Below are 19,813 nucleotides of genomic sequence, written 5' to 3' on the forward strand. Positions count from 1 at the left end.
ATTTTTTTGCCCATTATTCTGCTGTCATATATTCATAAACCGCCTTGGTGCCGGCAAGAGCCAGCACTTCCTCTATTTTTCCTTCTGCCCTTCCAAGCTGAATGATCCTTTTGATCAACTCCAGGTATTCTTCTTCTCCGACACAGGCAAAACAAAACAACAGATATACCGGATCTTCTGATTCCGTAAAAATGACTCCCTCTTTTATTACCAGAAGGCTCAAACCATCTTTATATACCCCGTGCTCTCTGCCCGCATGGGCCAGGGCCACTCCCCGGCTCACCACAATATAATCCCCGTATTCTTCCACGTTCTGAATAGACTTTTTAATATATTCAGCGGATATATATCCCTGATCTTCCAGAGGCGCGGCTGCCCGGTGCATGGCCTCCCTCCAGGGCATGGAGGCTTCTTCTATCTCGATCATATCTTCTCTTAAGAGTTCCATGAGAGGATTCACTCTTTCTTTTCCTTTTTCCCTCTGATACTCTTTGATCACCCCGCCGATGGTCTTACAGAGCGTGTCTGCCAGCTCCTCGTCTTCTATGATCGTGCGGATCTGGCCTAATAGGACCTCTGTTTTATGCTGCATTGTAGCTGGTTTTAAAGTGTGCTTCTGAAATGTGAGCCTCTGGATCTGATTTAGATCGTCCATCTGCAGAAACGGGTGTACCTTTATGACCTGATATTCCTTTGTGTGGATCGGTACGGTGGAAATGATAAAGTCCACAGGCTCCGCGTTGTATTTCAGTCGTCCGATCACTTCGTGGGCCGCCAGCACGCCGATAATGTTAAAATCAAAATAGTTTTTTATCTGCGCCTCTAAATATTTTCCGGTGGCCATGCTTCCCGGGCAGACGATAACCACGGAAATCTTGGGCAGATAGCGGCGGTTTCTGATGATCGCCACACAGATATGGATCACTATTGATTTTTTCATGTTGCCGCTGAGGTGATATGAGAGAAACCCCTCCAGTATATAGGCATATTGACTGACCAATTCCTCCAGCCTTTCATAATTGATAGAGGAATCATATTCCTTAGGCAGCTCCACCTCATAGTTTCCCCAGTCTTTTATGCTCCTTATATGCATCAGGAGAGAGTCCATCAGTTTTGTATCACTCACCAAATCAAGGTTCATCTCCTGGTCAATCTTTCCCACAAAATTCATGATGACTTTGTAGAGTTCGATCTCATCCACCGTCTTTACAAAAGAATACAGCTTATGGTCCGCGATATACTCCCTGAATCCCTTCATCATATCTTCGGTAACAGTCACTTCCAGCATATGGCCTGCATAGAGGATCATATGGTCAATCCCCGACAGAGGAGTCCTGCCTGTGACTGCTCTGCCTTCCCTCCTGCAGAAATTAAATACCACAAACAGATACAGCACGATATCGTAAAATACATCCTCGATGAACACAAGATTGCTGACCTTCATGTACTCCTGCATATACTCAAAGAGGATGGAAAAACTATGCTTGATCTCCATGCGGTTTAAGATCATGCGCTGAAAGAAACCTTCATTTTCCACATTGATAGCGATGGAGCGGTATAATTCAACCAGGATGCTGATCCTTTCCTTTTCCTGGAATTTAAGCAGCATTCCTTTTCCCGAGTCCAGGATCAGTTTTCCCTGAAAGCTTTTCATACTCTCTTTTATCACTTCCATATCGTTTACAATGGTAATGCGGCTCACATACAGTTCCTCCGCAATATGCTGCATGGTGATATATGTCTGGGATGACGCCAGTTCCATCAAGATATAGATCTGCCGTTCCTTCGGTGATAGCTTGTACATATATGCATCCATCTCATAGAGATAATTTTCCACCACATCTTCATCAAAATCACTTCCTAAGATCAGCTTTCCTTCCTCTGTGGTTCTGATCTCACCCACAGGGATCGTCCGCAGGAATTGGTTGATCTCTTTGATATCATTCTTGAGTGTTTTCTGGGATATGCCATAATGGGAAGCCAGCTCTCTCACAGTCAGCGTGCGGTCACTGTCTCTGATTATTTTTTGTATAATCTCTGTACTTCGCCTTCGCATCTTTCTTCTACTCCTTTTATAGATCACAAAGTGGATATATCCACTTCAACTCCTGAGCCTCTCAGTCCATTAGAATTAAGAACAGGCATTGCAGTCTCCCGCAATGCCATATTCTATTATTCCAGTTCCTCCAGAAATAATTCCCTGACTGCCTCCAGAGGCAGTTTGTTACACTTGGATATGACTTGTTCATTCATCACAAACTGCATTAATTTCTGTAAAAATTCTAAATGCTCTTCGGCCTGCTTTATGGCTAGGTTAAACACCAGCCGGGTCTCCACAAATTCTTCGCTGTCATCCATACGGTAGAATCTTACAGGCTTGTTAAGCCTCAGAAAGCAAATACAGTTTTCATGGATGCCCTTTACTTTGCTGTGCGGGATTGCCACTGGTATGGCGGAAGGGAGTCCCGTTGGATATTCCTTTTCCCGTTCAATACAAGAGTCTATAAATTCACGTTCTACACTTCCGTTTTTCATCATGTATTCCCCGCATAAAACGATGGCTTCTTTCCAGTTTTCTGCAGAGCCTTCCACAACAAGATAAGTATTTTTTGATTTCATTCCTGTCACCTCTTTAAGTCCTATCCGATCAGCCTGTGCAGCAGGCAGATGAATACATTTCCAAGATCAAATCCAAAGAATCCGTCGGTTGCAAGTCCTCCTTTTAAGTCCAGGCCTGTGACGCTGAACATTGCCGTGGCTTCTGGCACAAACTGGTTTGCGCAGAACGCGATGATAAACATACAGGCAATGGAGCAGACCAGGCTTCTCACAAGATTTCCCTTGCTGGCCATGACACAAAACACCGTGGTATAGCAGACGATGGTCAGCAGTCCGATCGGGAAGTAAGTCATATTGGGGATAATAAATGCAAGGGCAATGGTGATAGGGATACAGATGGCAGTACATGTGACACAGGCCGGATCTCCCAGTCCCAATGCAACATCCATACCAATCCATAACTCTGCATCTTCTCCCAGATGGCGTTTCATAAATTTGCTGGCCGCGTTTCCGATCGGTGTGATCCCTTCCATCATGATCGAAACCATTCTCGGGATCAGGATCAGAACACTGGCAATGCCCATACCGATCCCAAGGATATTCTCAATCGGCTGATGGGTCAGGATTCCTAAAAATATTCCCACGATAAATCCTACAAAGCATGATTCCCCGAATACTCCTAATTTGCTCTCCAGCCAGTCCATGCTGATGTCCAGATCCTTCAATCCCGGAATCTTATCAAAGATCTTATTGATCAGCCATGATAAAGGATACATAAATGTGATAAACGAAAATGTACTGCAGGTCGTGCCTTCAAGTCCGAAGAACTCCTGCCATTTCGGCGCGATGAGCTCTGCCACCAGCACTGAAATAATTGACATTCCCACGGTAACCGCCAAACCGATAGCCGCACTGTGGAACAGGGCATATGCCAGCGCTCCAGGAATTAAAAAGTGTATGTAATTCCAGATGTCAACGTTTAACACCTTCCGCTTAAATATAAAAATCAGAATAAAGTTGGCCAGCACGATCAGCGGCACCGCTAAAGGCGCAAACGGCACGGTCCAGGCTGCCCCTCCTGTGGCGGCAAAACCAAGATCCACCGTAGTAAATCCGGACCCCAGCTTCTGGTAATACTCTGATACAGGCTGGATGGCTGTTGTGAGCAGGCTTACGACCAGGCTCAGGCCCTGGAACCCAATCCCTACAAAGAGTCCTGCCTTTAACGCGGCTCCGAACTTCATACGGAACACCAGTCCTAGGATAAGGATCATAATGGGCAGCAGCGATACGGCTCCCATATTGATCATTGTCTGAGCAATCTTTAATAAAATATCCATAATCTTCTCCTTCCCTCTTTGTTTTTCAGTCTAAGAGCGCCCTGCATGCAGTGACGATCTCCTCTTTGATCTTATCCTCGCCGATCCCTGAGATGAGCCCAAAGACCTTGATCAACGGTTTGTTCACCGGCTTCCGGTAGTTTGTCGTCACCATGATGAGATCCACATCGTCCTGCTTTGACTGAATTTCTGACATAGTGCTCTTTACGATCTTTACAGGGATCCCCGCCTCACTGCAGATCTGTTTTACTGCCTCCTGGGCAACGGTGGAAGTAGCAACCCCGCTTCCGCATGCAACCAAGATTGATAATGTTTTTGCCATAGTCCGGTCCTCCTTTTATTGGTTCGGAAGCAATACAACTTTGACCGCTTCCCCTGATCTGGTTAATTCGATTCCCTTATTGATCTCCTCCAAGGGCAGAATGTGCGTGATAAACTTTTCTGTTGGAAAGTCTTCCGAGATTGCCAGCTCAAAAGATTTCTGCACTTGGATGCTGCTGGCGCCGAAGTGTCCGTAGATCCAAAGATTGTTGTAATGGATATAGTTGGTATCCAGCTCTGTCATGGCTCCTTTTGCTGTTCCCCCGAAGAATACGATGATGCCTCCCTTTCTTGCCATAAATATGGACTGGGCCTGCGCCTGTGTGGAAGGGTTGGCTGAGATGACCTTGTCCGCTCCTTTTCCCCCAGTCATGCGCCTGACTGCCTCAATGGGATCTTCCATGGTGCTGTTAACTGTCTCATCGACCCCAAACTGTTTTGCCATCTCAAGCCTTGAATCATTGATCTCAATCATGATCACCTTTTTCGCTCCTCTAAGCTTTGCCAGCTGTGCATGGAAGCAGCCGATGGGTCCGGCCCCTATGATGACGATCGTATCCCCAAATCCCACGTTGATGTTATCCTGGCATGCATAAACAGAAGACAGGGGTTCTCCCAATGAGGCACTCTCAAAGCTTACTTCATCCGGTATAAGGAAAACAGAATCTCTCTCTACCTGCTCCTTTGTCACCGGCACATAATCCGCAAATCCGCCCTGCCTGGAGGTATAGTCCCCTGCATTGCTGCAGTTTTCACTGTGTCCGCTCCTGCATTCCTCACATTTAAGACAGTGATCCACCGGATACACATAGACCCGGTCCCCTTTCTTATGCTCTGTCATCCCCGGAGAGACTTCTTCAATAACGCCCACGATCTCATGCCCATAAATATGCGGGTAGTCCCCTTTTCTTGAATCTGTGGTCAGATTGCGGATATCGGAGCCGCACAGGCCGATGGCCATGACTTTCAGTAAGAATCCCCCTTCTGGACACGCTGGTTTTTCAATCTCTTCTACCCGGATATCCCCGGGGCCGTACATTAATGCTGCTTTCATGATGCTCCCTCCTATTTATAATGGTTTCGTCTGCTCCCCGGATGATTTTCATACAGTGATTCCAGTTTGTCATCCGGTATATCTTCTACTTGCCCAATCTGTTTTGTCAACTGGTAAATTTTTAACACCTCTTCTGCTGCCTCCACTATTTTCACTGCATCTTCTAGTGTTTTTCCCACTGCCACACAGCCATGGTTGCCAAGCAGGATCAAGTCATGGTCTTTTATAGCCTCCTCAATCCCGTCCGCAATATGTACGGTTCCGGCCTCACCGTAGGGCAGGCATGGGATTTCCTCAAATACAAGTGAAAATGTAGTGGAACACTTGATCCTGACGGTCTTATTACAGTAAGCATAAGCCGTCAGATACGGCGCATGGAGATGTGCCACAGCACTGCAATCCGGTCTGGCCTTCAGCGCTGCCTCATGCAGCAGGTACTCACTGGATTTTTTCACACTTCCCCCTACCTGCTCCTGGCCTTTTACCACAGCCACCATATCCTCATCTAAAAAACGTTTTCTCGTTCCGGACGGGGTAATATATAACAGGCCTGACTCTCTGTCCATGATGGACAGGTTGCCTTCCAGGCTGTTTACCAGCCCTTTTTCATCTAATATCTTGGAGTAAAGTACGATCTCCTTCTTTATTTCATTTGCCCTATTTCTCATCTCTTCTCTCCTTCAGTGCTTGGTTTGTCTGACAGCATTCATGAATGACTATGTGTTAAGTATATCCACACAGGTTCTGCCTCTCAATACAAATACCTTTCTGCACTGCGGAAGCATTTTTAACAAGATGATACAAAATCTTTCCATGGCCTGGAAGAAACTTATTCCTGCAGACGCAAAAAGGCCCTGCCATTTTTCCCAAAATGACAGGGTCCTTCCCGGCTCCTTGTATTGCCTCAATTATTATGAGTTATTTACCACTATTTCCGTCACGCTTTTGAAATGCGCTCCTCCAATAGTGGTAAATAACTTTCGTAAAGTGGTGCCTTTTGTCTTGCAGCAACATTCTCCAGCAGATATTACGTCCATTTTCTACATGATTGGAGTGAGGCATTCTAAGAGCCGAACGGAAATCATGTGGAAAATGTCATACCTTATCGTGCAGAGCACGCCCACCCGGAGGGTATAAAATACGGTGTGCCCTACTGGGTATATTTTTCCCATCCCCGGTCGATCTTTTCTTCCATCTCCTCCATAGTAAGCAGGCCGCTCAGTGAGTCAAACTCTGTGACACAGCAGGCTCCTGCGGCGGCCGCCAGTGAAAGACAGCGCCTGGGCTCTTTTCCTTCCAACAGTCCGGTGAGGAATGCTGCGATGCTGACATCTCCCGCGCCGGTGGCAGAGCGGACCCTGTCTGCACGGTAGCTGGGCTCAAACAGCTCCAGCTCCTTCCAGTCCTCCGGCAGTTCCCGGTTTTGGCCGGTCTTAAGATACAGTCCCTTGATTCCGCATTTGATCAGAACTGCTCCTGCTCCCCATGTAAGCAGCCGCTCTGCAAGAGGCCTGATATCCTTCTCTATATCAAGAATTTCTGTCAGATCACCTCCTGCTGCTCTTTCCGTCCATTGGTTATACATGTCCCGGTCGATGAGAAAACAGATTTCCTCCGCACTGGGTACAAAGTAATCTACCATGGGAAGTAGTTTCTGAAACAGTGACGGCCAATCCGCTTTTGCCGCATCACTGTCCTCCTCAATAGCTGTTAAATCCAGCGATGTCTTTACTCCAAGCTCCTTTACCCGGCCATAAATCTCCAGCAGCTCCTCCGGGTGCTCAAACATCCGCCTCATAATGGTCGGATAGCCAAGATGGAATAAATCTGCCTGTGCGATCTCCCCAAAGTCCAGGTCTTCTAATCCAAAAACATCATTGGCTCCGGCATTGTGGAAAAAAATCCGGTCGATCCCTGGAGGGGCCAGAACCACCGTGTATGCTGTAGAGCAGTCCCCTGAAACGGCAACTCCGCGGCTTCCTCCGTACTGATCAAGCAGATTCAACACCAGTTTTCCAAAAGCGTCATCCCCCACTTTCCCCATGAGAGACACGTCAGCGCCAAAGCGCCGGAAGGCAAGTCCGGTGTTTGCAACAGCTCCCCCGGTGTGAATGGAGGCCTCCCCTACCTGCATCAGCTTTCCCGGGAGAAACCACTGGGCCGCGCTTTTTTTCTCCCCATCCTTGCTGTTATAAAACTCCGGCGTGATATCCAGACACAGACATCCGGCAACGACAACTTTTTTCATAGACACCTCCTGTCATTTTGAAAAGCCACAAAAAGCTGCACCTCCCTATTCGGGCGGCACAGCTTTTTAGTTCCTTTATTTTTTCGCTCTGCGTTCTTCGATCTTTACAATAACATATCCCTGATCTTCTGTGTCAATATAACCAATCCTTAAATACTGGCCATCCTTCTTGATATATCCTCCCTGGGTGGACGGAAGATGGTATCCGAACTTTTTGATAAAACGGTCCCCATAGGAAAAATGGACGCCTCTGATATCGAAGCTCTCCTGCTCCGTATCTTCGTTGGTCTCTCCTCCCTTGGAAGCCGGGATAAAGTTCTCCACATATCCTTCCACAGTCTTATAATCTCCCTGTTTATACGTGTGAATGATCCTCACATAACCGTAACAGAATCTTAAGGCTGTTACGGCGCAGATCACAAGGCATACGCCTCCCAGCAGTTTAAAAAATGACTTTTTAGAAGCAAGGACCAGGATCAACCCGATCACCCCCAAAATCGCAAACGGGATGACCCAGTGGGGCTGAATCGTAAAATTGCTAGCTTCATACCATAGTTTCATATTTTTTATTCCTCCAATATTAATCACAGTGACTGAGGACTCTCTCAAATTCCATCGGCCCGCCGAACAGATCCAGGGCGCTGCCGATTGTCACATCTACTTTCCCTTTTCCTTCTCTTTTGATCAATTCAAGGTCTTCAAAATCCTTAATACCTCCCGCATATGTCACAGGATTCCCTGAATATGCACCAAGGATGCGCACCAGATCTTCATCTATGCCCTGTCCTTTTCCTTCCACGTCAACCCCGTGGATCAGGAATTCTGTGCAGTATTTCTCAAGCTCTTTCAGCCGGTCCTCTGTGAGAACCACATCCGTGAACTTCTGCCAGCGGTCGGTAACGATATAATACTCTCCATTCTTCCTGCGGCAGCTCAGATCCAGAACCAGATGCTCCCGTCCCACTGCCTGCGCAAGGTTTCTAAGCCTGTCAAACCGAACAGCTCCGTCAGAGAATACAAACGAAGTCACAATCACATGAGAGGCTCCCTGTTCTATAAAAAAGGCTGCGTTCTCATCCGTGATGCCGCCTCCGACCTGAAGCCCACCCGGAAATGCACGGAGTGCGGACAGTGCCTCCTTTACATCAGCTTCATAATACTCCGAGCTTTTGGGGTTCAGAATAATGATATGTCCTCCGGACAGCTGATGCTTTTTATATAGTTTACCATAAAAACTTCCGTCATGTGTCGAAACAAAATTTTCTTCTGCGCAGTCTCCCCGGTCTAAGAGGCTGCCGCCCACAATCTGTTTAATCTTTCCATTATGTATGTCAATGCATGGTCTGAATTTCATGTGTTTTATCCTCTTTTCTTACCTCTACCAGGAATCCAGCTCCTCCAGCATACGGAAAGCCCTGCCATAAGGCTCCGCCTTATAGGTGCAGGCTTCTCCGGTCTCAGGGTGGAGAAAACTAATCCTGGTGGCATAGAGACCGATCTCTTCATACTGCTTTTTTGTCTTTTGGAACTTTGGGTTGTATTTCGTATCTCCGAAAAGCCCGAATCCCCTGCTTGCGAACTGGACCCGGATCTGGTGGTGCCTTCCTGTCAATAGATGAATCAGACAGTAGGAAAACTTTCCTTCTCCTGTCTCCACCATATCCAGCACTTCGTAAGAAAGCTCCGCCTTCTTGGCTCCCGGTGTTCCTTCTTCCACGACAGCGGACACGTTCTTCTTTTCATTCTTCTTCAGATAATCCGTAAATACTCCGTCTTCCTCCGGAAGCCATCCGTTTACCACTGCCTGGTAATCCTTCTCAAAGATATGCTCCCTGACCTGGCGGCTTAACTCCGCCGCAGCCTCCTTGCTTCTGGCAAACACCATGACGCCTCCCACAGGGCGGTCCAGGCGGTGGATCATATACAGCTCCGGCTCTCTGTCCAGGTTCTCTTCATAAAAAAGCTGGTTCTTCAGACTGTGGAACACATCCATATCCCCTGTCTTGTCGTCGGCTGTGGGCATACCGGCGGGCTTTTCACATACGGCGATGTGGTTATCTCGATAAAGTATCTTTACATCTTTTTTTCTTCTCATGGCTGCTCCTACATCTTAAAGCGGTATCCCACGCCCCATATAGTCTCAATATACTGCGGCTTTGCGGTGTTAAGTTCAATCTTCTCCCGAATCTTCTTTATGTGCACGGTGACCGTGGCAATATCTCCAAGGGATTCCATATCCCAAATTTTATTAAATAATTCTTCTTTTGTAAACACCCTATTCGGATGACTGGCGAGAAATGTGAGCAGATCGAACTCTTTTGTGGTAAATGCCTTCTCTTCCCCGTTCAGATAGACTCTTCTCGCTGTCTTGTCGATCTTAAGCCCCCGAATCTCGACGATATCATTCTCCTGGCAGTTGCTGGATACCAGGCGGCGGTAGCGCTCAAGATGGGCCTTGACTCTGGCCACCAGTTCACTTGGGCTGAAGGGCTTTGTAATATAGTCGTCCGCTCCCAGGCCCAGGCCTCGGATCTTATCAATATCCTCTTTTTTGGCGGATACCATCAGGATCGGAATGTCCTTCTTCTCCCGCAGCTGCTTACAGATCTCAAAGCCGTCCATGCCGGGAAGCATGATATCCAGGATGATCATGTCAAAATCCTCCGAAAGGCCCAGCTTCAACCCCTTCTCCCCATCTGTCTCTATCTCAACCTCAAAGGAGCTGAGTTCCAGATAATCCTTCTCAAGCTCTGCGATAGCCAGTTCATCTTCTACAATTAAAACTCTACTCATTTTTCTCTTCCTCCTGGGTGTCTACAATCTTGTTTAATGTAAAAAATATTGTGGTGCCGGAGCGCAGCTTGCTCTCCGCCCATATCTCTCCCCCATGCTCTTCAATGATCTTCTTGCAGATGGAAAGTCCCAGTCCGCTGCCGCCGGCAGAATTCCTGGACATATCTGCCCGGTAAGTCCTTCTAAAGATATTCGGCAGATCCTCCCTGGAGATGCCGATGCCGTTGTCTTTGATGGCAACCTGAATCTTACGGTCTAACTCCTTTAAGGTGATACTGACTTTTCCTTTTGCCTTGTTGGTATACTTGCATGCATTGTTGATGATATTGTTCATCACGCGCTTTAACTGTTCTGGGTCAGCCATCACTGCCACATTGGCTGAGCAGTAATTGCTGTATGAGAACATCATGCCCTTTTGCTCCAGATCCGATCCGATCTCATCCACACAATCTTTAAAATAGGCATTGATGTCAATCTTTCTGAAGTTATAAGGAATGATGTTAGAATCGATCTTAGAGTATAAGGAAAGCTCATTGATCAGTACATCCATGTCATTGGCCTTATTGTAAATCGTCTTGATATAGCGGTCCATCTTCTCCGGAGTGTCCGCCACACCGTCCATGATCCCCTCCACATATCCTTTGATGGCCGTGATCGGAGTCTTTAAGTCGTGGGAAATGTTGCTGATCAGATCCCGGTTCTGCTTTTCATAGATGATCCTTGCCTCGATGGACTCTTTTAATTCCGCCCTCATAGCATTAAAGGAAGCGCAGAGCTCGCCGATCTCATCCTTGCTGTTAATCTCCACATCGTCGTCCAGGTTTCCCTCCTTGATCCGGTCGGCTCCCTCTTTCAGTTTCTTCAGCGGACGTATAAACTCCGAGTACATAAACCAGGAGAGCAGAAAACTGGTGAGGATCAGGATCGCCACAATGGAGAAAAATACCTGACTGATGATATTCTTATAGTGGGGCAGGACCGTCTCCAGATCGGTCAGGATAAAAGCGGAGCCTTTGCTGCCGTCCGCATAACGGAAATCCTGCTGCTTCACGAGAAAATTCTCCGGTCTTCCAAGGAAAACACCGCTGTCCTGGCTGCTGATGTCACTGCCGAATCTGGGAAGCTTCTTCTCGGTCTCCGTGTGGTCCTCTTTAGATCCCCGATAGACAATGGTCTTCCCTTTTCTGACGATCAGATAAGACTCTTTGTTCTTTAACGCTTCATTGATTCGGTTTAAGTATTCTTCACTCTCAAAGTTCTCCGGGTTCTCAATGGCACTCCTCTTCAGATCGTTAAAGCTGGCCTTTGTCTCGTTGTTCATAGTCTTTAACGGATTGGCAAACCCCTCGATACCGTTGGAATAAATGTTTTCATTGGTTGTCCGGATATACCCTACACTTAAAGCAGCGATTGATACTACCATTAAAAAAATCGGCAGTATAATCGCTGGCAAAAATATAATTCTGACTTTGTTCACTACTTTCATGACCCCCGTACCTTCCTGATGCATTTGGTAGTTCTATTATATCATAGGAAGGTGGGAAAAAGAGAGTTTGTCTAAAGTTTTATGAAGTTTTAATAAAATCTAAAATTGCATCCGCCACTGCCTCTTTGGACATGATAGGAAGCTGTTTCTCCTGCTCTCTGGTGATCAAAGTCACCACATTGGTGTCTGTGCCGAAGCCGGCGCCGGACTCTTTTAAATTGTTGGCAACGATCATATCGATCTGCTTCTTCTCCAGTTTCTTTCTGGAATTCTCCAGCATATTCTGGGTCTCCATTGAAAATCCGCAGATAAACTGGCCTTCTTCTTTGGTATGCCCAAGCTCCTGCAGGATATCCTTTGTCCGCACGAGCGGGATCGACATATCCGTATCGCTTTTCTTTATTTTTTCATCACTTACCTGGGCAGGTGTGTAGTCTGCCACAGCAGCGGACTTTATGATGATATCCTGGTCCTTTTTTCTTGCCATGACAGCGTCATACATATCCGATGCGCTCACAACCGGGACTGTTTTTACAAACATCGGAGGTTCCATCTCTACAGGACCTGTGACCAGAGTCACATCCGCTCCCCGGAGCATGGCTGTCTTTGCCAATGCGTACCCCATCTTTCCCGTGGAATGGTTGGTAATATAGCGTACCGGGCAGATTGCTTCCCTTGTGGGTCCTGCCGTGACCAGGACCTTCTTTCCCGCAAGGTCCTTCGGTCGTCCCACCGCCCGTTCTATATAGGCCATAAGAATTTCTTCCGACGGCATCTTGCCGGCGCCGGTATCACCGCAGGCCAGATGTCCGCTGGCTGGTTCAATGACCGTGTAGCCGTAGGTCCTGAGTTTCTCAAGATTATCCTGCAGGATCGGGTTTTCATACATATTTGTATTCATGGCCGGAGCAATCAGTACCGGGCTCTTGCACGCCATCACTGTCGTGGTCAGCATATCATCGGCGATGCCTCCTGCGATCTTCCCGATGACATTGGCAGAAGCCGGGGCGATCAGCATCAGGTCCGCCTTCTTTGCCAGAGACACATGGGCCACATGAAATTGAAAATTCCGGTCAAAAGTCTCCACCAGGCATTTGGTGTTGGTCAGTGATTCAAATGCGATGGGATTGATAAAATTCGTCGCATTTTCTGTCATGATGACATGGACTTCGCATCCTCTTTTTATGAGCATACTCGCCATATTCGCCATTTTGTAGGCCGCCACACTGCCTGTGACGCCCAGGACAATTGTTTTTCCACTCAGCATAATCTTTCTCCTACATATCCTCCAGCCGGCCATGCTTTTCATAGCTGGTCAGACGGGTGATCTTATTGTTGTCGTCCACAAATACCACTTTTGGTTTGTGTTCTTTCGCTTCTTCCGGTGTCAACTCAGCATAGCACATAATGATGATCTTGTCTCCCTGGGAAACGCAACGGGCCGCCGCCCCGTTCAGGCAGATCATCCCGCTTCCCGGCTCTCCGGCGATGGTATAGGTTTCAAACCTGCTCCCGTTGTTGATATCAACGATGGCTACCTTTTCATATTCCAGAATACCTGCCGCATCTAGAAGTTCTGGGTCCACAGTAATGCTGCCCACATAGTCAAGCTCCGCCTGCCTGACCGTTGCCCTGTGGATCTTTCCTTTTAACATAGTAAGCTTCATAATCTTCTCCTTACACTAACACGTTGTCGATCAATCTGGTTTTTCCTATATAGACTGCCATAGCGAGCATACATCCACCAGTGAGCCTCTCCACCGGCTGCATGGACAAAGCGTCCACAGCCTCCACATAATCAATCCTTGCCAAAGGCTCTGACTGTATCTTTTCCTTCATAGCAAGGACCACTTTCGCAGCGTCCTTCTCCGTCTCTGCCATCTCTGCCCCCAGGCGGACTGCCTGATTTAAGATCAATGCGGCCTTTCTCTCCTCCGGTGAGAGATATGTATTTCTGGAACTCTTTGCAAGACCGTCCTCTTCCCTGACGATAGGGCATCCCACGATCTGGATATCCATATTCAGGTCCCGCACCATCCGTCTTATGACAGCCAGCTGCTGTCCGTCCTTTTGTCCGAAATATGCTCTGTCCGGAGTTACGATATTAAACAACTTTGTGACCACGGTACAAACACCCCGGAAATGAACCGGTCTGGTCCTTCCGCAGAGCCCTTCAGTCAGAGTGTCCATGTCAACAAAGGAGCAGAAATCATCTGCATACATCTCTTCCGGTTCCGGATGAAAGATCAGATCAACCCCGGCGCTCTCGCAGATCTCTGCGTCGTGTTCAAGGTCTCTCGGATATTCAGCCAGATCCTCTGTGGGGCCAAACTGCATCGGGTTCACAAAAATACTCACAACCACTTTGTCGTTTTCTTTCCTGGCACAGTCCATCAGGCTCTTATGCCCTTCATGGAGATACCCCATGGTCGGCACCATCCCTACGCTCTGTCCCAGGCTTTTCCACTCTTTTACTTGCTTCCTCACTTCATTTATAGTCTTGACAATCTTCATGGCTCTCTCCTTAATACAACTTTTCTATCACATCATCGCTGATGGCAAATGTATGCCGTTCCTCCGGGAATGTCCCGTCCCCAACGGCCTTGATATATTCCACTACTGCTTCCTTCATAGCCGGCCCTACATTACCGAACTGCTTCACAAACTTCGGAACAAAATCCCCGTACATGTTCAGCATATCCTGATAGACAAGGACCTGCCCGTCACATCCGGCCCCGGCTCCGATACCGATGGTCGGAATATGAAGTTTCTCTGAGATAAGTGCGGCAAGCTTTGCAGGAACACATTCCAGCACCACCGCAAATGCTCCGGCTGTCTCAACTGCGAGGGCGTCTTCCAGAAGCTTTTTGGCTGCCTCTTCACTCTTTCCCTGTACCTTAAAGCCTCCGAAAGCATTGACAGATTGAGGGGTCAGCCCTATGTGCGCCACGACCGGGATCGATGCCTTCACAATGGCTTCAATGTGCGGGCATACATCCTTTCCTCCCTCCAGCTTTACTGCTGTGGCCTCTGTCTCTTTCATAATCCTTCCCGCATTTACCACGGCATCATAGACTGAGGTCTGATAGGACATAAACGGCATATCTACTACCACAAGGGCGTTCTTCGCACCTCTTGCCACTGCAGCCCCGTGATGGATCATGTCATCCACAGTGACCGGGATCGTCGTATCGTAGCCAAGCATGACCATTCCGAGAGAGTCTCCCACAAGAATAGAGTGGATGCCTGCCTCGTCAAACAACTTTGCCGTAGAATAGTCATAGGCTGTGAGCATGGAGATCTTCTCCCCATTGTCTTTCATCTTCTGAAATGTACTGACTGTGTTCTTCAATGTTCTTCCTCCAATATTCTCTCCATATGTTCATAACTCCTGGACGGATGCCTGTCTTTTGCAATCCTGACCAATTCCCTGCAAAGAGGAACATAGATCTCCTTTTCCTCCCCGGACAGGGCACCCAAATGTCTCGTCACCGTGGATACATCATTGCGCTCCACCGGGCCTGTCAGAGCCTCTTTGGGGCCTGAATCAAGAATATTCTCAAGATTCTGCCGTACTAAAGGTGCAAGGGCGGCAAGCCCTTCCTGCGGGGTAAAACCACAGTCTTGTAAAAGGTTCAAAGCCTGGTTCATCAGGGCTGCCATCTGATTGGATGCCATAACTGCCGCTGCATGATAACGGACCTTCTTCTCCGCCTGGATCTCTACAATCCGGTTGGGAAGCGGACTCAAAAAAGAAAGCATCTGATCCTTGTGCGCCTGCTCACCTTCCAGAGTAAATAAAGCCTTGCTGAGTTCTTCATATGAAGTTGTTTTACTGTTAAATGGAAACATTGGATGGATAGAATAGCCGTAAGCCCCTGCTTCGGTTATTTCAGAGAAAATAGCGGAACTTAGAGATCCGCTGCAGTGACAGATAAACTTTTCCCGGACCGGAAAAGTTCTGAGCTGTTCCCACACGCCTGCGATCTGGCTGTCGGGAACCGTAATGAAAAGAACATCACACATTGATAATAATTTGTCAAACGTATCAAAATGTATTGTGCCTGTTTCTTTGGCCGCCTGTCGGGCTGACTCCCCGCTGCGGCTTAAGTACCCCACTACCGGGATACCAAAATGTACGAAATACCTGCCTAAGGAACAGCCTGCTTTGCCTGCTCCGATAAATCCTGCTTTCATACGGAAATATCACCTGCCTTTATGAGGTGATGTCCTTTAAAAATTTGTTCACTGGTATGATTTCTCTACGGAATACCATCCAAGGGTACTATATCACCTCATATTTGAATAAGCAAGGAAAAATACAATGTTTGAATTGTTCTTTTTTATTTGCTATAATCTCTCCCGGAGGAAACCTATGAACGATTTTATTTTCAGCTTAAATTCTACTGTCCCCGTCTTTTTTATGATCTTCCTCGGATGGCTCCTGAAAGAGAAGGGATGGTTTAACGAAAACTTTGTAAACACAGCCAACAAGTTTGTATTCAATGCAGCGCTTCCCGCACTTTTGTTCCGCGATATTTCCAGCGCTCCTTTAAAACAGGCATTCAACTTAAAATACTTTCTGTTCTGCATGATCGTAACCACTCTGATGTTTTTAGGTATCTGGATCCTTGCAGAATTGTTGATAAAGGACAAGACTATGATCGGGGCCTTTGTACAGGCCTCTTTCCGAGGCAGCGCAGCGATCCTTGGTATCGCATTTATTGAAAATATTTATGGACACTCCACGATGGGACCGCTGATGATCGTAGCCAGCGTCCCTCTGTATAATATTTTCTCTGTCATTGTGCTGACCGTGCGTGGACCCGGCTCCGGCTCCGGCAGTTTTAGGTCCGCTTTTAAAAATATCATTCGAAATCCGATCATCTTGGGGATCCTGGCCGGTCTTCCGTTTTCTTACCTGGCTGTGGATTTCCCTCCCGTGATCGACAAATGCCTCAATGAACTGGCCGTGACGGCTACGCCTGTGGCATTGCTCTGCGTGGGGGCCGGTTTTGAGGGAGCCAAGGCCTTAAGGAAGCTTGGTCCTACCATGACCGCTGCTGCCATTAAGCTTTTTATCCTGCCACTTATCTTCCTTCCCCCGGCCGTCTATTTTGGATTCCGTGGAGAAGGACTGATCGCTATCCTGATTATGCTGGGCTCTCCGACCACGGTGAGCTGCTATGTCATGGCCAAAGCAATGGACAACGACCATGCCCTGACTTCCAGCATTGTGGTAGCCGCAACCGTATTATCGTCCGTCAGTCTCACATTATGGGTTTATTTGTTGCGGATGTTTTCCTTTATCTGATATAATCATTGTGAAGGACAATAGAAAAATAAGAGAAATAACCAAGGAAAGAGAGGAGCGTGCTTATGAAAGATGTAAAAGAACGTTCTGCAAAGATTTACAATAAAAAAGCTGAAAAATATGAGAAGACCATCAGCGGCAAGATGTCTGTTTCCCTGGAGCAGGAAATGATCAAAAAGATCTGCGTTCGGGACAACGACAAGATACTGGATGTAGGCTGCGGCACAGGAACCCTGCTGTCCGGTCTGACGCGCTGGAGAAATGCCGAGGGGTACGGAGTGGATGTTTCTGAGGAGATGATCCGCAGAGCCAGCGCCGACTTCCCGGATCTGCATTTCCAGGTGGCAAGCAGCGATGATCTGGATTTTGAAGACAACACGTTCCGTATCATCACCGTGTGCAGTGCATTCCACCATTTCCCCAACCAGGCGGAATTCATCCAGAAAGCTGCCAGACTGCTGACCCCGGGAGGACGTCTCTATATCGGTGTCGTGGCCTTCCCCGAGCTCATAAGGATTTCCGGGAACATTGCGGACAAGGTACTTCCGTCCTGTAAGGTCAAACGGCCATCTACCCATGAGATCCTGGGTATGTTTAAAGCTGCCGGACTCACAAAGTTCCGGGTACATAAACTAAAAAAACTGCTCATGATCTCGGCAAAAAAGCCGGAATCCGAGGCTTTGCCTTCTGAGGCATAACTTATGAAATTCCCTCATTTGATTTGAGGGAATTTTTTGTTTTCACAAAAAGCAGCTGACATCTATTTCCTCTGCGTCATCAGCCACACCGGTCACTTTTATACCTGTCAAACGCTCAATCTGATACCGGTTGTCCTCATGGATCAGATCTCCTCTTTTAAAATGATTCATCACGATTCCGCAGATCTCAAAACCTTTCATCGCCGCATATTCTGCCGTGGTCACGGCTGCCTGGATGGCACCCAGTCCGGAAGGCGCCACGATCAACAGCTGAAACCCTGTCAGAGTTGCCACATCGGTGAGCATCATCATCTCATCATCATCTGCCCTCAGCGGACAGACAATTCCGCCACAGCCTTCAGCCACCACATAGTCAAACCTCTTCTGAATCTCCAAAAAACTCTGTGAGACCACATCTTTCTCAATCGGCCTTCCGCTCATTTTAGCCGCCAGATGTGGGGAGACCGATGGTTCATAGACGTATGCCACATACTGGTCCGGCGGACCAGAAAGCCCCGATTTCCTGCACACATAATCCGCGTCCCCCGGCACCAGCCTGTCTTCTGACCAGACAGCTCCGCTTAAGGCCGGTTTGAAGTACCCAGCGTCGATCCCCTGCCTGCGCAGAGTTTTTACGAGCAAGGCAGAAATATATGTCTTTCCTATATCTGTGCCAGTCGCCGTCACAAAAATACCGTTTTTCATACTCTATGGCCCTCCCCTAACAGGTCTGTGCCCAGGTATGCTTTTACCCTTTCTGCAAATGCAGAGGCGGCCACACACAGCAATGCATCTCCCGGCAGATCCAGGGGAAATGCAGACAGTATCACAGCAGCAAATGGTGTTTTCTGCCCTAAATATGTATTCAAAATCATATACTTATAACTGAATCCGATCAAGTAGGTAACAGCCATCCCTGCGAAAGCAGCAGGCAAATATGCTCTGAGTCCCTCCCTCCTTTGCCTGCCGCAAAGAATTCCCGTGATCCAGGCCCCGGCAATAAATCCAATGAGATATCCAAAGCTTGGCCGCAGCATATACTGTATGCCTCCTCCCGCCGCAAAAACAGGAACCCCGGCAAGTCCCACAAGGACATAAATTCCCATAGAAATACTCCCGTACCTTGGGCCGAGAAGCATCCCTGCAAGCAGTACAAATAAAAATTGAAGAGTAAAATAGTCCATAAACGGCACCGGGATCTGAATGAATGCTCCAGCCGCAGTCAGGGCAGCAAACATACCGCACAACACAATCCATCGGGTTTCCATAGTTTTTCTCAAAACGATTTCCCCTTTCCTTTCGTTAAACTCATTTCGTAACCCGCTTATTGTATCATTTCGCCTTTCTATTGTAAACTATTTTTGATTATTTGGTTTACAATACATCTCGCAAATCCGCTACATCAGCATGACCTGAAAGATCAAGAGCATGGTGATCCCCAGTGAGATCAATAAGATGGATCTGTAAAAGTCTTTCATTTCCTTTGTTTTTTCTTTGTTCCATTTATTTCTCATCTGTACTCTCTCCTTACATCTATCTTGATAAATTAGACGCCTGAAAAAACGAAAAAGTTGCATTTCATTTCTCTATTTGTATTTATGGTTCCCGGATGAAACGAAAAAAAAGAAGGTATTTTACGGAATACACCCGTAAAATTCCCTCTTCTTAATTGATATGTATCCTCGGCAGTTATCTCAATAATAACCGGAAAGCCACCAGCATTACGATCCCTGCGGTTATCAGCAGCAAAGACTTATAGAAATACTTCACTTCCCAAACTTCGTGTCTCCTTGAACTCTTCCTCACCCATACCATCTCCTTCTCTTTTCCTCTTCCTTTGAAGAGACAGGCAGCGGTCCGTATCGCCGCCCACATCCAGTAAGATTGTTAAAACATTGGTCAAAGTTTCCGTTCACATAGGTCAGTCGTATGTTGGAAATATCTTGTATTGTTATAAAAAATTAAAACTTTTGTAACTTTATTATACCAACTCTTACAAG

At 47.3% G+C, this 19,813-nt stretch carries 21 protein-coding genes; 2 read left to right on the forward strand and 19 right to left on the reverse strand.

Translation table 11 applies throughout. From position 1 onward, the window contains the following. Positions 1 to 13: 13 nt before the first annotated feature. From AR1Y2_RS16295 to AR1Y2_RS16375, 17 genes are all read right to left on the reverse strand, one after another. A complete protein-coding gene (locus tag AR1Y2_RS16295) occupies positions 14 to 2,056 on the reverse strand; it encodes a BglG family transcription antiterminator (protein ID WP_137329907.1) in 2,043 nt (680 codons plus the stop codon). Between the two features lie 116 nt (positions 2,057 to 2,172). Beyond that, complete coding sequence (locus AR1Y2_RS16300) at positions 2,173 to 2,619, reverse strand: PTS sugar transporter subunit IIA (RefSeq protein WP_137329908.1); 447 nt, start codon at positions 2,617 to 2,619, stop codon at positions 2,173 to 2,175. A gap of 20 nt (positions 2,620 to 2,639) precedes the next feature. Further along, positions 2,640 to 3,899 carry a PTS transporter subunit IIC gene (locus AR1Y2_RS16305; RefSeq protein ID WP_137329909.1) on the reverse strand — a complete coding sequence of 420 codons (1,260 nt, stop codon included), beginning with the start codon at positions 3,897 to 3,899 and terminating at the stop codon, positions 2,640 to 2,642. A gap of 25 nt (positions 3,900 to 3,924) precedes the next feature. Beyond that, positions 3,925 to 4,221: a PTS sugar transporter subunit IIB gene (locus AR1Y2_RS16310; protein WP_137329910.1), complete on the reverse strand. Its 297-nt coding sequence runs from the start codon at positions 4,219 to 4,221 to the stop codon at positions 3,925 to 3,927. A gap of 15 nt (positions 4,222 to 4,236) precedes the next feature. Then, positions 4,237 to 5,274 (reverse strand): zinc-binding dehydrogenase, encoded by a 1,038-nt coding sequence (locus AR1Y2_RS16315; protein ID WP_137329911.1) that lies wholly within the window; start codon positions 5,272 to 5,274, stop codon positions 4,237 to 4,239. A gap of 11 nt (positions 5,275 to 5,285) precedes the next feature. Continuing rightward, positions 5,286 to 5,942, reverse strand: a complete 657-nt coding sequence (locus tag AR1Y2_RS16320; protein WP_137329912.1) for a class II aldolase/adducin family protein — start codon at positions 5,940 to 5,942, stop codon at positions 5,286 to 5,288. Between the two features lie 482 nt (positions 5,943 to 6,424). Then, positions 6,425 to 7,522 (reverse strand): carbohydrate kinase family protein, encoded by a 1,098-nt coding sequence (locus tag AR1Y2_RS16325; protein WP_137329913.1) that lies wholly within the window; start codon positions 7,520 to 7,522, stop codon positions 6,425 to 6,427. A gap of 75 nt (positions 7,523 to 7,597) precedes the next feature. Further along, positions 7,598 to 8,083, reverse strand: a complete 486-nt coding sequence (locus tag AR1Y2_RS16330; RefSeq protein WP_137329914.1) for a hypothetical protein — start codon at positions 8,081 to 8,083, stop codon at positions 7,598 to 7,600. A gap of 19 nt (positions 8,084 to 8,102) precedes the next feature. Next, positions 8,103 to 8,876, reverse strand: coding sequence for a phosphoribosylformimino-5-aminoimidazole carboxamide ribotide isomerase (gene hisA / locus AR1Y2_RS16335; RefSeq protein ID WP_137329915.1), 774 nt, complete (start codon positions 8,874 to 8,876; stop codon positions 8,103 to 8,105). Positions 8,877 to 8,900: 24 nt separating this feature from the next. Continuing rightward, positions 8,901 to 9,617, reverse strand: a complete 717-nt coding sequence (locus AR1Y2_RS16340; RefSeq protein WP_137329916.1) for an RluA family pseudouridine synthase — start codon at positions 9,615 to 9,617, stop codon at positions 8,901 to 8,903. Between the two features lie 8 nt (positions 9,618 to 9,625). Next, complete coding sequence (locus AR1Y2_RS16345) at positions 9,626 to 10,315, reverse strand: response regulator transcription factor (protein WP_137329917.1); 690 nt, start codon at positions 10,313 to 10,315, stop codon at positions 9,626 to 9,628. Further along, on the reverse strand, positions 10,308 to 11,801 hold the full coding sequence (locus AR1Y2_RS16350) for a sensor histidine kinase (RefSeq protein WP_137329918.1): 1,494 nt from the start codon (positions 11,799 to 11,801) through the stop codon (positions 10,308 to 10,310). The genes AR1Y2_RS16345 and AR1Y2_RS16350 overlap by 8 nt, the downstream gene beginning before the upstream one ends. A 79-nt stretch (positions 11,802 to 11,880) precedes the next feature. Next, on the reverse strand, positions 11,881 to 13,068 hold the full coding sequence (gene coaBC, locus AR1Y2_RS16355) for a bifunctional phosphopantothenoylcysteine decarboxylase/phosphopantothenate--cysteine ligase CoaBC (protein WP_137329919.1): 1,188 nt from the start codon (positions 13,066 to 13,068) through the stop codon (positions 11,881 to 11,883). Between the two features lie 10 nt (positions 13,069 to 13,078). Continuing rightward, a complete protein-coding gene (panD, locus tag AR1Y2_RS16360) occupies positions 13,079 to 13,468 on the reverse strand; it encodes an aspartate 1-decarboxylase (RefSeq protein ID WP_137329920.1) in 390 nt (129 codons plus the stop codon). Positions 13,469 to 13,478: 10 nt separating this feature from the next. After that, positions 13,479 to 14,315: a pantoate--beta-alanine ligase gene (gene panC / locus AR1Y2_RS16365; RefSeq protein WP_137329921.1), complete on the reverse strand. Its 837-nt coding sequence runs from the start codon at positions 14,313 to 14,315 to the stop codon at positions 13,479 to 13,481. A 10-nt stretch (positions 14,316 to 14,325) separates the two neighbouring features. Further along, a complete protein-coding gene (gene panB / locus AR1Y2_RS16370) occupies positions 14,326 to 15,153 on the reverse strand; it encodes a 3-methyl-2-oxobutanoate hydroxymethyltransferase (protein ID WP_137329922.1) in 828 nt (275 codons plus the stop codon). Beyond that, positions 15,150 to 15,998, reverse strand: a complete 849-nt coding sequence (locus AR1Y2_RS16375) for a Rossmann-like and DUF2520 domain-containing protein (protein ID WP_137329923.1) — start codon at positions 15,996 to 15,998, stop codon at positions 15,150 to 15,152. The genes panB and AR1Y2_RS16375 overlap by 4 nt, the downstream gene beginning before the upstream one ends. A 178-nt stretch (positions 15,999 to 16,176) precedes the next feature. Between AR1Y2_RS16375 and AR1Y2_RS16380 the strand changes: the two genes are divergently transcribed. Together AR1Y2_RS16380 and AR1Y2_RS16385 are read left to right on the forward strand one after the other, a co-directional pair. After that, positions 16,177 to 17,115, forward strand: coding sequence for an AEC family transporter (locus AR1Y2_RS16380; protein WP_137329924.1), 939 nt, complete (start codon positions 16,177 to 16,179; stop codon positions 17,113 to 17,115). Between the two features lie 65 nt (positions 17,116 to 17,180). Next, entirely contained in the window at positions 17,181 to 17,813 is a 633-nt protein-coding gene (locus AR1Y2_RS16385; protein ID WP_137329925.1) for a class I SAM-dependent methyltransferase, read from the forward strand. Positions 17,814 to 17,855: 42 nt separating this feature from the next. Here AR1Y2_RS16385 and bioD read toward each other — a convergent pair whose 3' ends face one another. Further along, positions 17,856 to 18,518 carry a dethiobiotin synthase gene (gene bioD / locus AR1Y2_RS16390; RefSeq protein WP_137329926.1) on the reverse strand — a complete coding sequence of 221 codons (663 nt, stop codon included), beginning with the start codon at positions 18,516 to 18,518 and terminating at the stop codon, positions 17,856 to 17,858. Beyond that, positions 18,515 to 19,081, reverse strand: a complete 567-nt coding sequence (locus AR1Y2_RS16395) for a biotin transporter BioY (RefSeq protein ID WP_137329927.1) — start codon at positions 19,079 to 19,081, stop codon at positions 18,515 to 18,517. The genes bioD and AR1Y2_RS16395 overlap by 4 nt, the downstream gene beginning before the upstream one ends. Between the last annotated feature and the right edge of the window lie 732 nt (positions 19,082 to 19,813).

The organism is Anaerostipes rhamnosivorans (assembly GCF_005280655.1).
GTDB lineage: Bacteria > Bacillota > Clostridia > Lachnospirales > Lachnospiraceae > Anaerostipes > Anaerostipes rhamnosivorans.

What these genes read in the sequence shown, in the direction of transcription:
- AR1Y2_RS16340 (WP_137329916.1), bottom strand. Translation starts at nt 9,617, where the DNA reads ATGAGAAGAAAAAAAGATGTAAAGATACTTTATCGAGATAACCACATC.
- coaBC (WP_137329919.1), bottom strand. Translation starts at nt 13,068, where the DNA reads ATGCTGAGTGGAAAAACAATTGTCCTGGGCGTCACAGGCAGTGTGGCG.
- hisA (WP_137329915.1), bottom strand. Translation starts at nt 8,876, where the DNA reads ATGAAATTCAGACCATGCATTGACATACATAATGGAAAGATTAAACAG.
- AR1Y2_RS16310 (WP_137329910.1), bottom strand. Translation starts at nt 4,221, where the DNA reads ATGGCAAAAACATTATCAATCTTGGTTGCATGCGGAAGCGGGGTTGCT.
- AR1Y2_RS16345 (WP_137329917.1), bottom strand. Translation starts at nt 10,315, where the DNA reads ATGAGTAGAGTTTTAATTGTAGAAGATGAACTGGCTATCGCAGAGCTT.
- AR1Y2_RS16305 (WP_137329909.1), bottom strand. Translation starts at nt 3,899, where the DNA reads ATGGATATTTTATTAAAGATTGCTCAGACAATGATCAATATGGGAGCC.
- AR1Y2_RS16350 (WP_137329918.1), bottom strand. Translation starts at nt 11,801, where the DNA reads ATGAAAGTAGTGAACAAAGTCAGAATTATATTTTTGCCAGCGATTATA.
- AR1Y2_RS16320 (WP_137329912.1), bottom strand. Translation starts at nt 5,942, where the DNA reads ATGAGAAATAGGGCAAATGAAATAAAGAAGGAGATCGTACTTTACTCC.
- AR1Y2_RS16315 (WP_137329911.1), bottom strand. Translation starts at nt 5,274, where the DNA reads ATGAAAGCAGCATTAATGTACGGCCCCGGGGATATCCGGGTAGAAGAG.
- AR1Y2_RS16295 (WP_137329907.1), bottom strand. Translation starts at nt 2,056, where the DNA reads ATGCGAAGGCGAAGTACAGAGATTATACAAAAAATAATCAGAGACAGT.
- AR1Y2_RS16375 (WP_137329923.1), bottom strand. Translation starts at nt 15,998, where the DNA reads ATGAAAGCAGGATTTATCGGAGCAGGCAAAGCAGGCTGTTCCTTAGGC.
- AR1Y2_RS16325 (WP_137329913.1), bottom strand. Translation starts at nt 7,522, where the DNA reads ATGAAAAAAGTTGTCGTTGCCGGATGTCTGTGTCTGGATATCACGCCG.
- AR1Y2_RS16385 (WP_137329925.1), top strand. Translation starts at nt 17,181, where the DNA reads ATGAAAGATGTAAAAGAACGTTCTGCAAAGATTTACAATAAAAAAGCT.
- AR1Y2_RS16380 (WP_137329924.1), top strand. Translation starts at nt 16,177, where the DNA reads ATGAACGATTTTATTTTCAGCTTAAATTCTACTGTCCCCGTCTTTTTT.
- AR1Y2_RS16300 (WP_137329908.1), bottom strand. Translation starts at nt 2,619, where the DNA reads ATGAAATCAAAAAATACTTATCTTGTTGTGGAAGGCTCTGCAGAAAAC.
- panC (WP_137329921.1), bottom strand. Translation starts at nt 14,315, where the DNA reads ATGAAGATTGTCAAGACTATAAATGAAGTGAGGAAGCAAGTAAAAGAG.
- AR1Y2_RS16395 (WP_137329927.1), bottom strand. Translation starts at nt 19,081, where the DNA reads ATGGAAACCCGATGGATTGTGTTGTGCGGTATGTTTGCTGCCCTGACT.
- AR1Y2_RS16330 (WP_137329914.1), bottom strand. Translation starts at nt 8,083, where the DNA reads ATGAAACTATGGTATGAAGCTAGCAATTTTACGATTCAGCCCCACTGG.
- bioD (WP_137329926.1), bottom strand. Translation starts at nt 18,518, where the DNA reads ATGAAAAACGGTATTTTTGTGACGGCGACTGGCACAGATATAGGAAAG.
- panD (WP_137329920.1), bottom strand. Translation starts at nt 13,468, where the DNA reads ATGAAGCTTACTATGTTAAAAGGAAAGATCCACAGGGCAACGGTCAGG.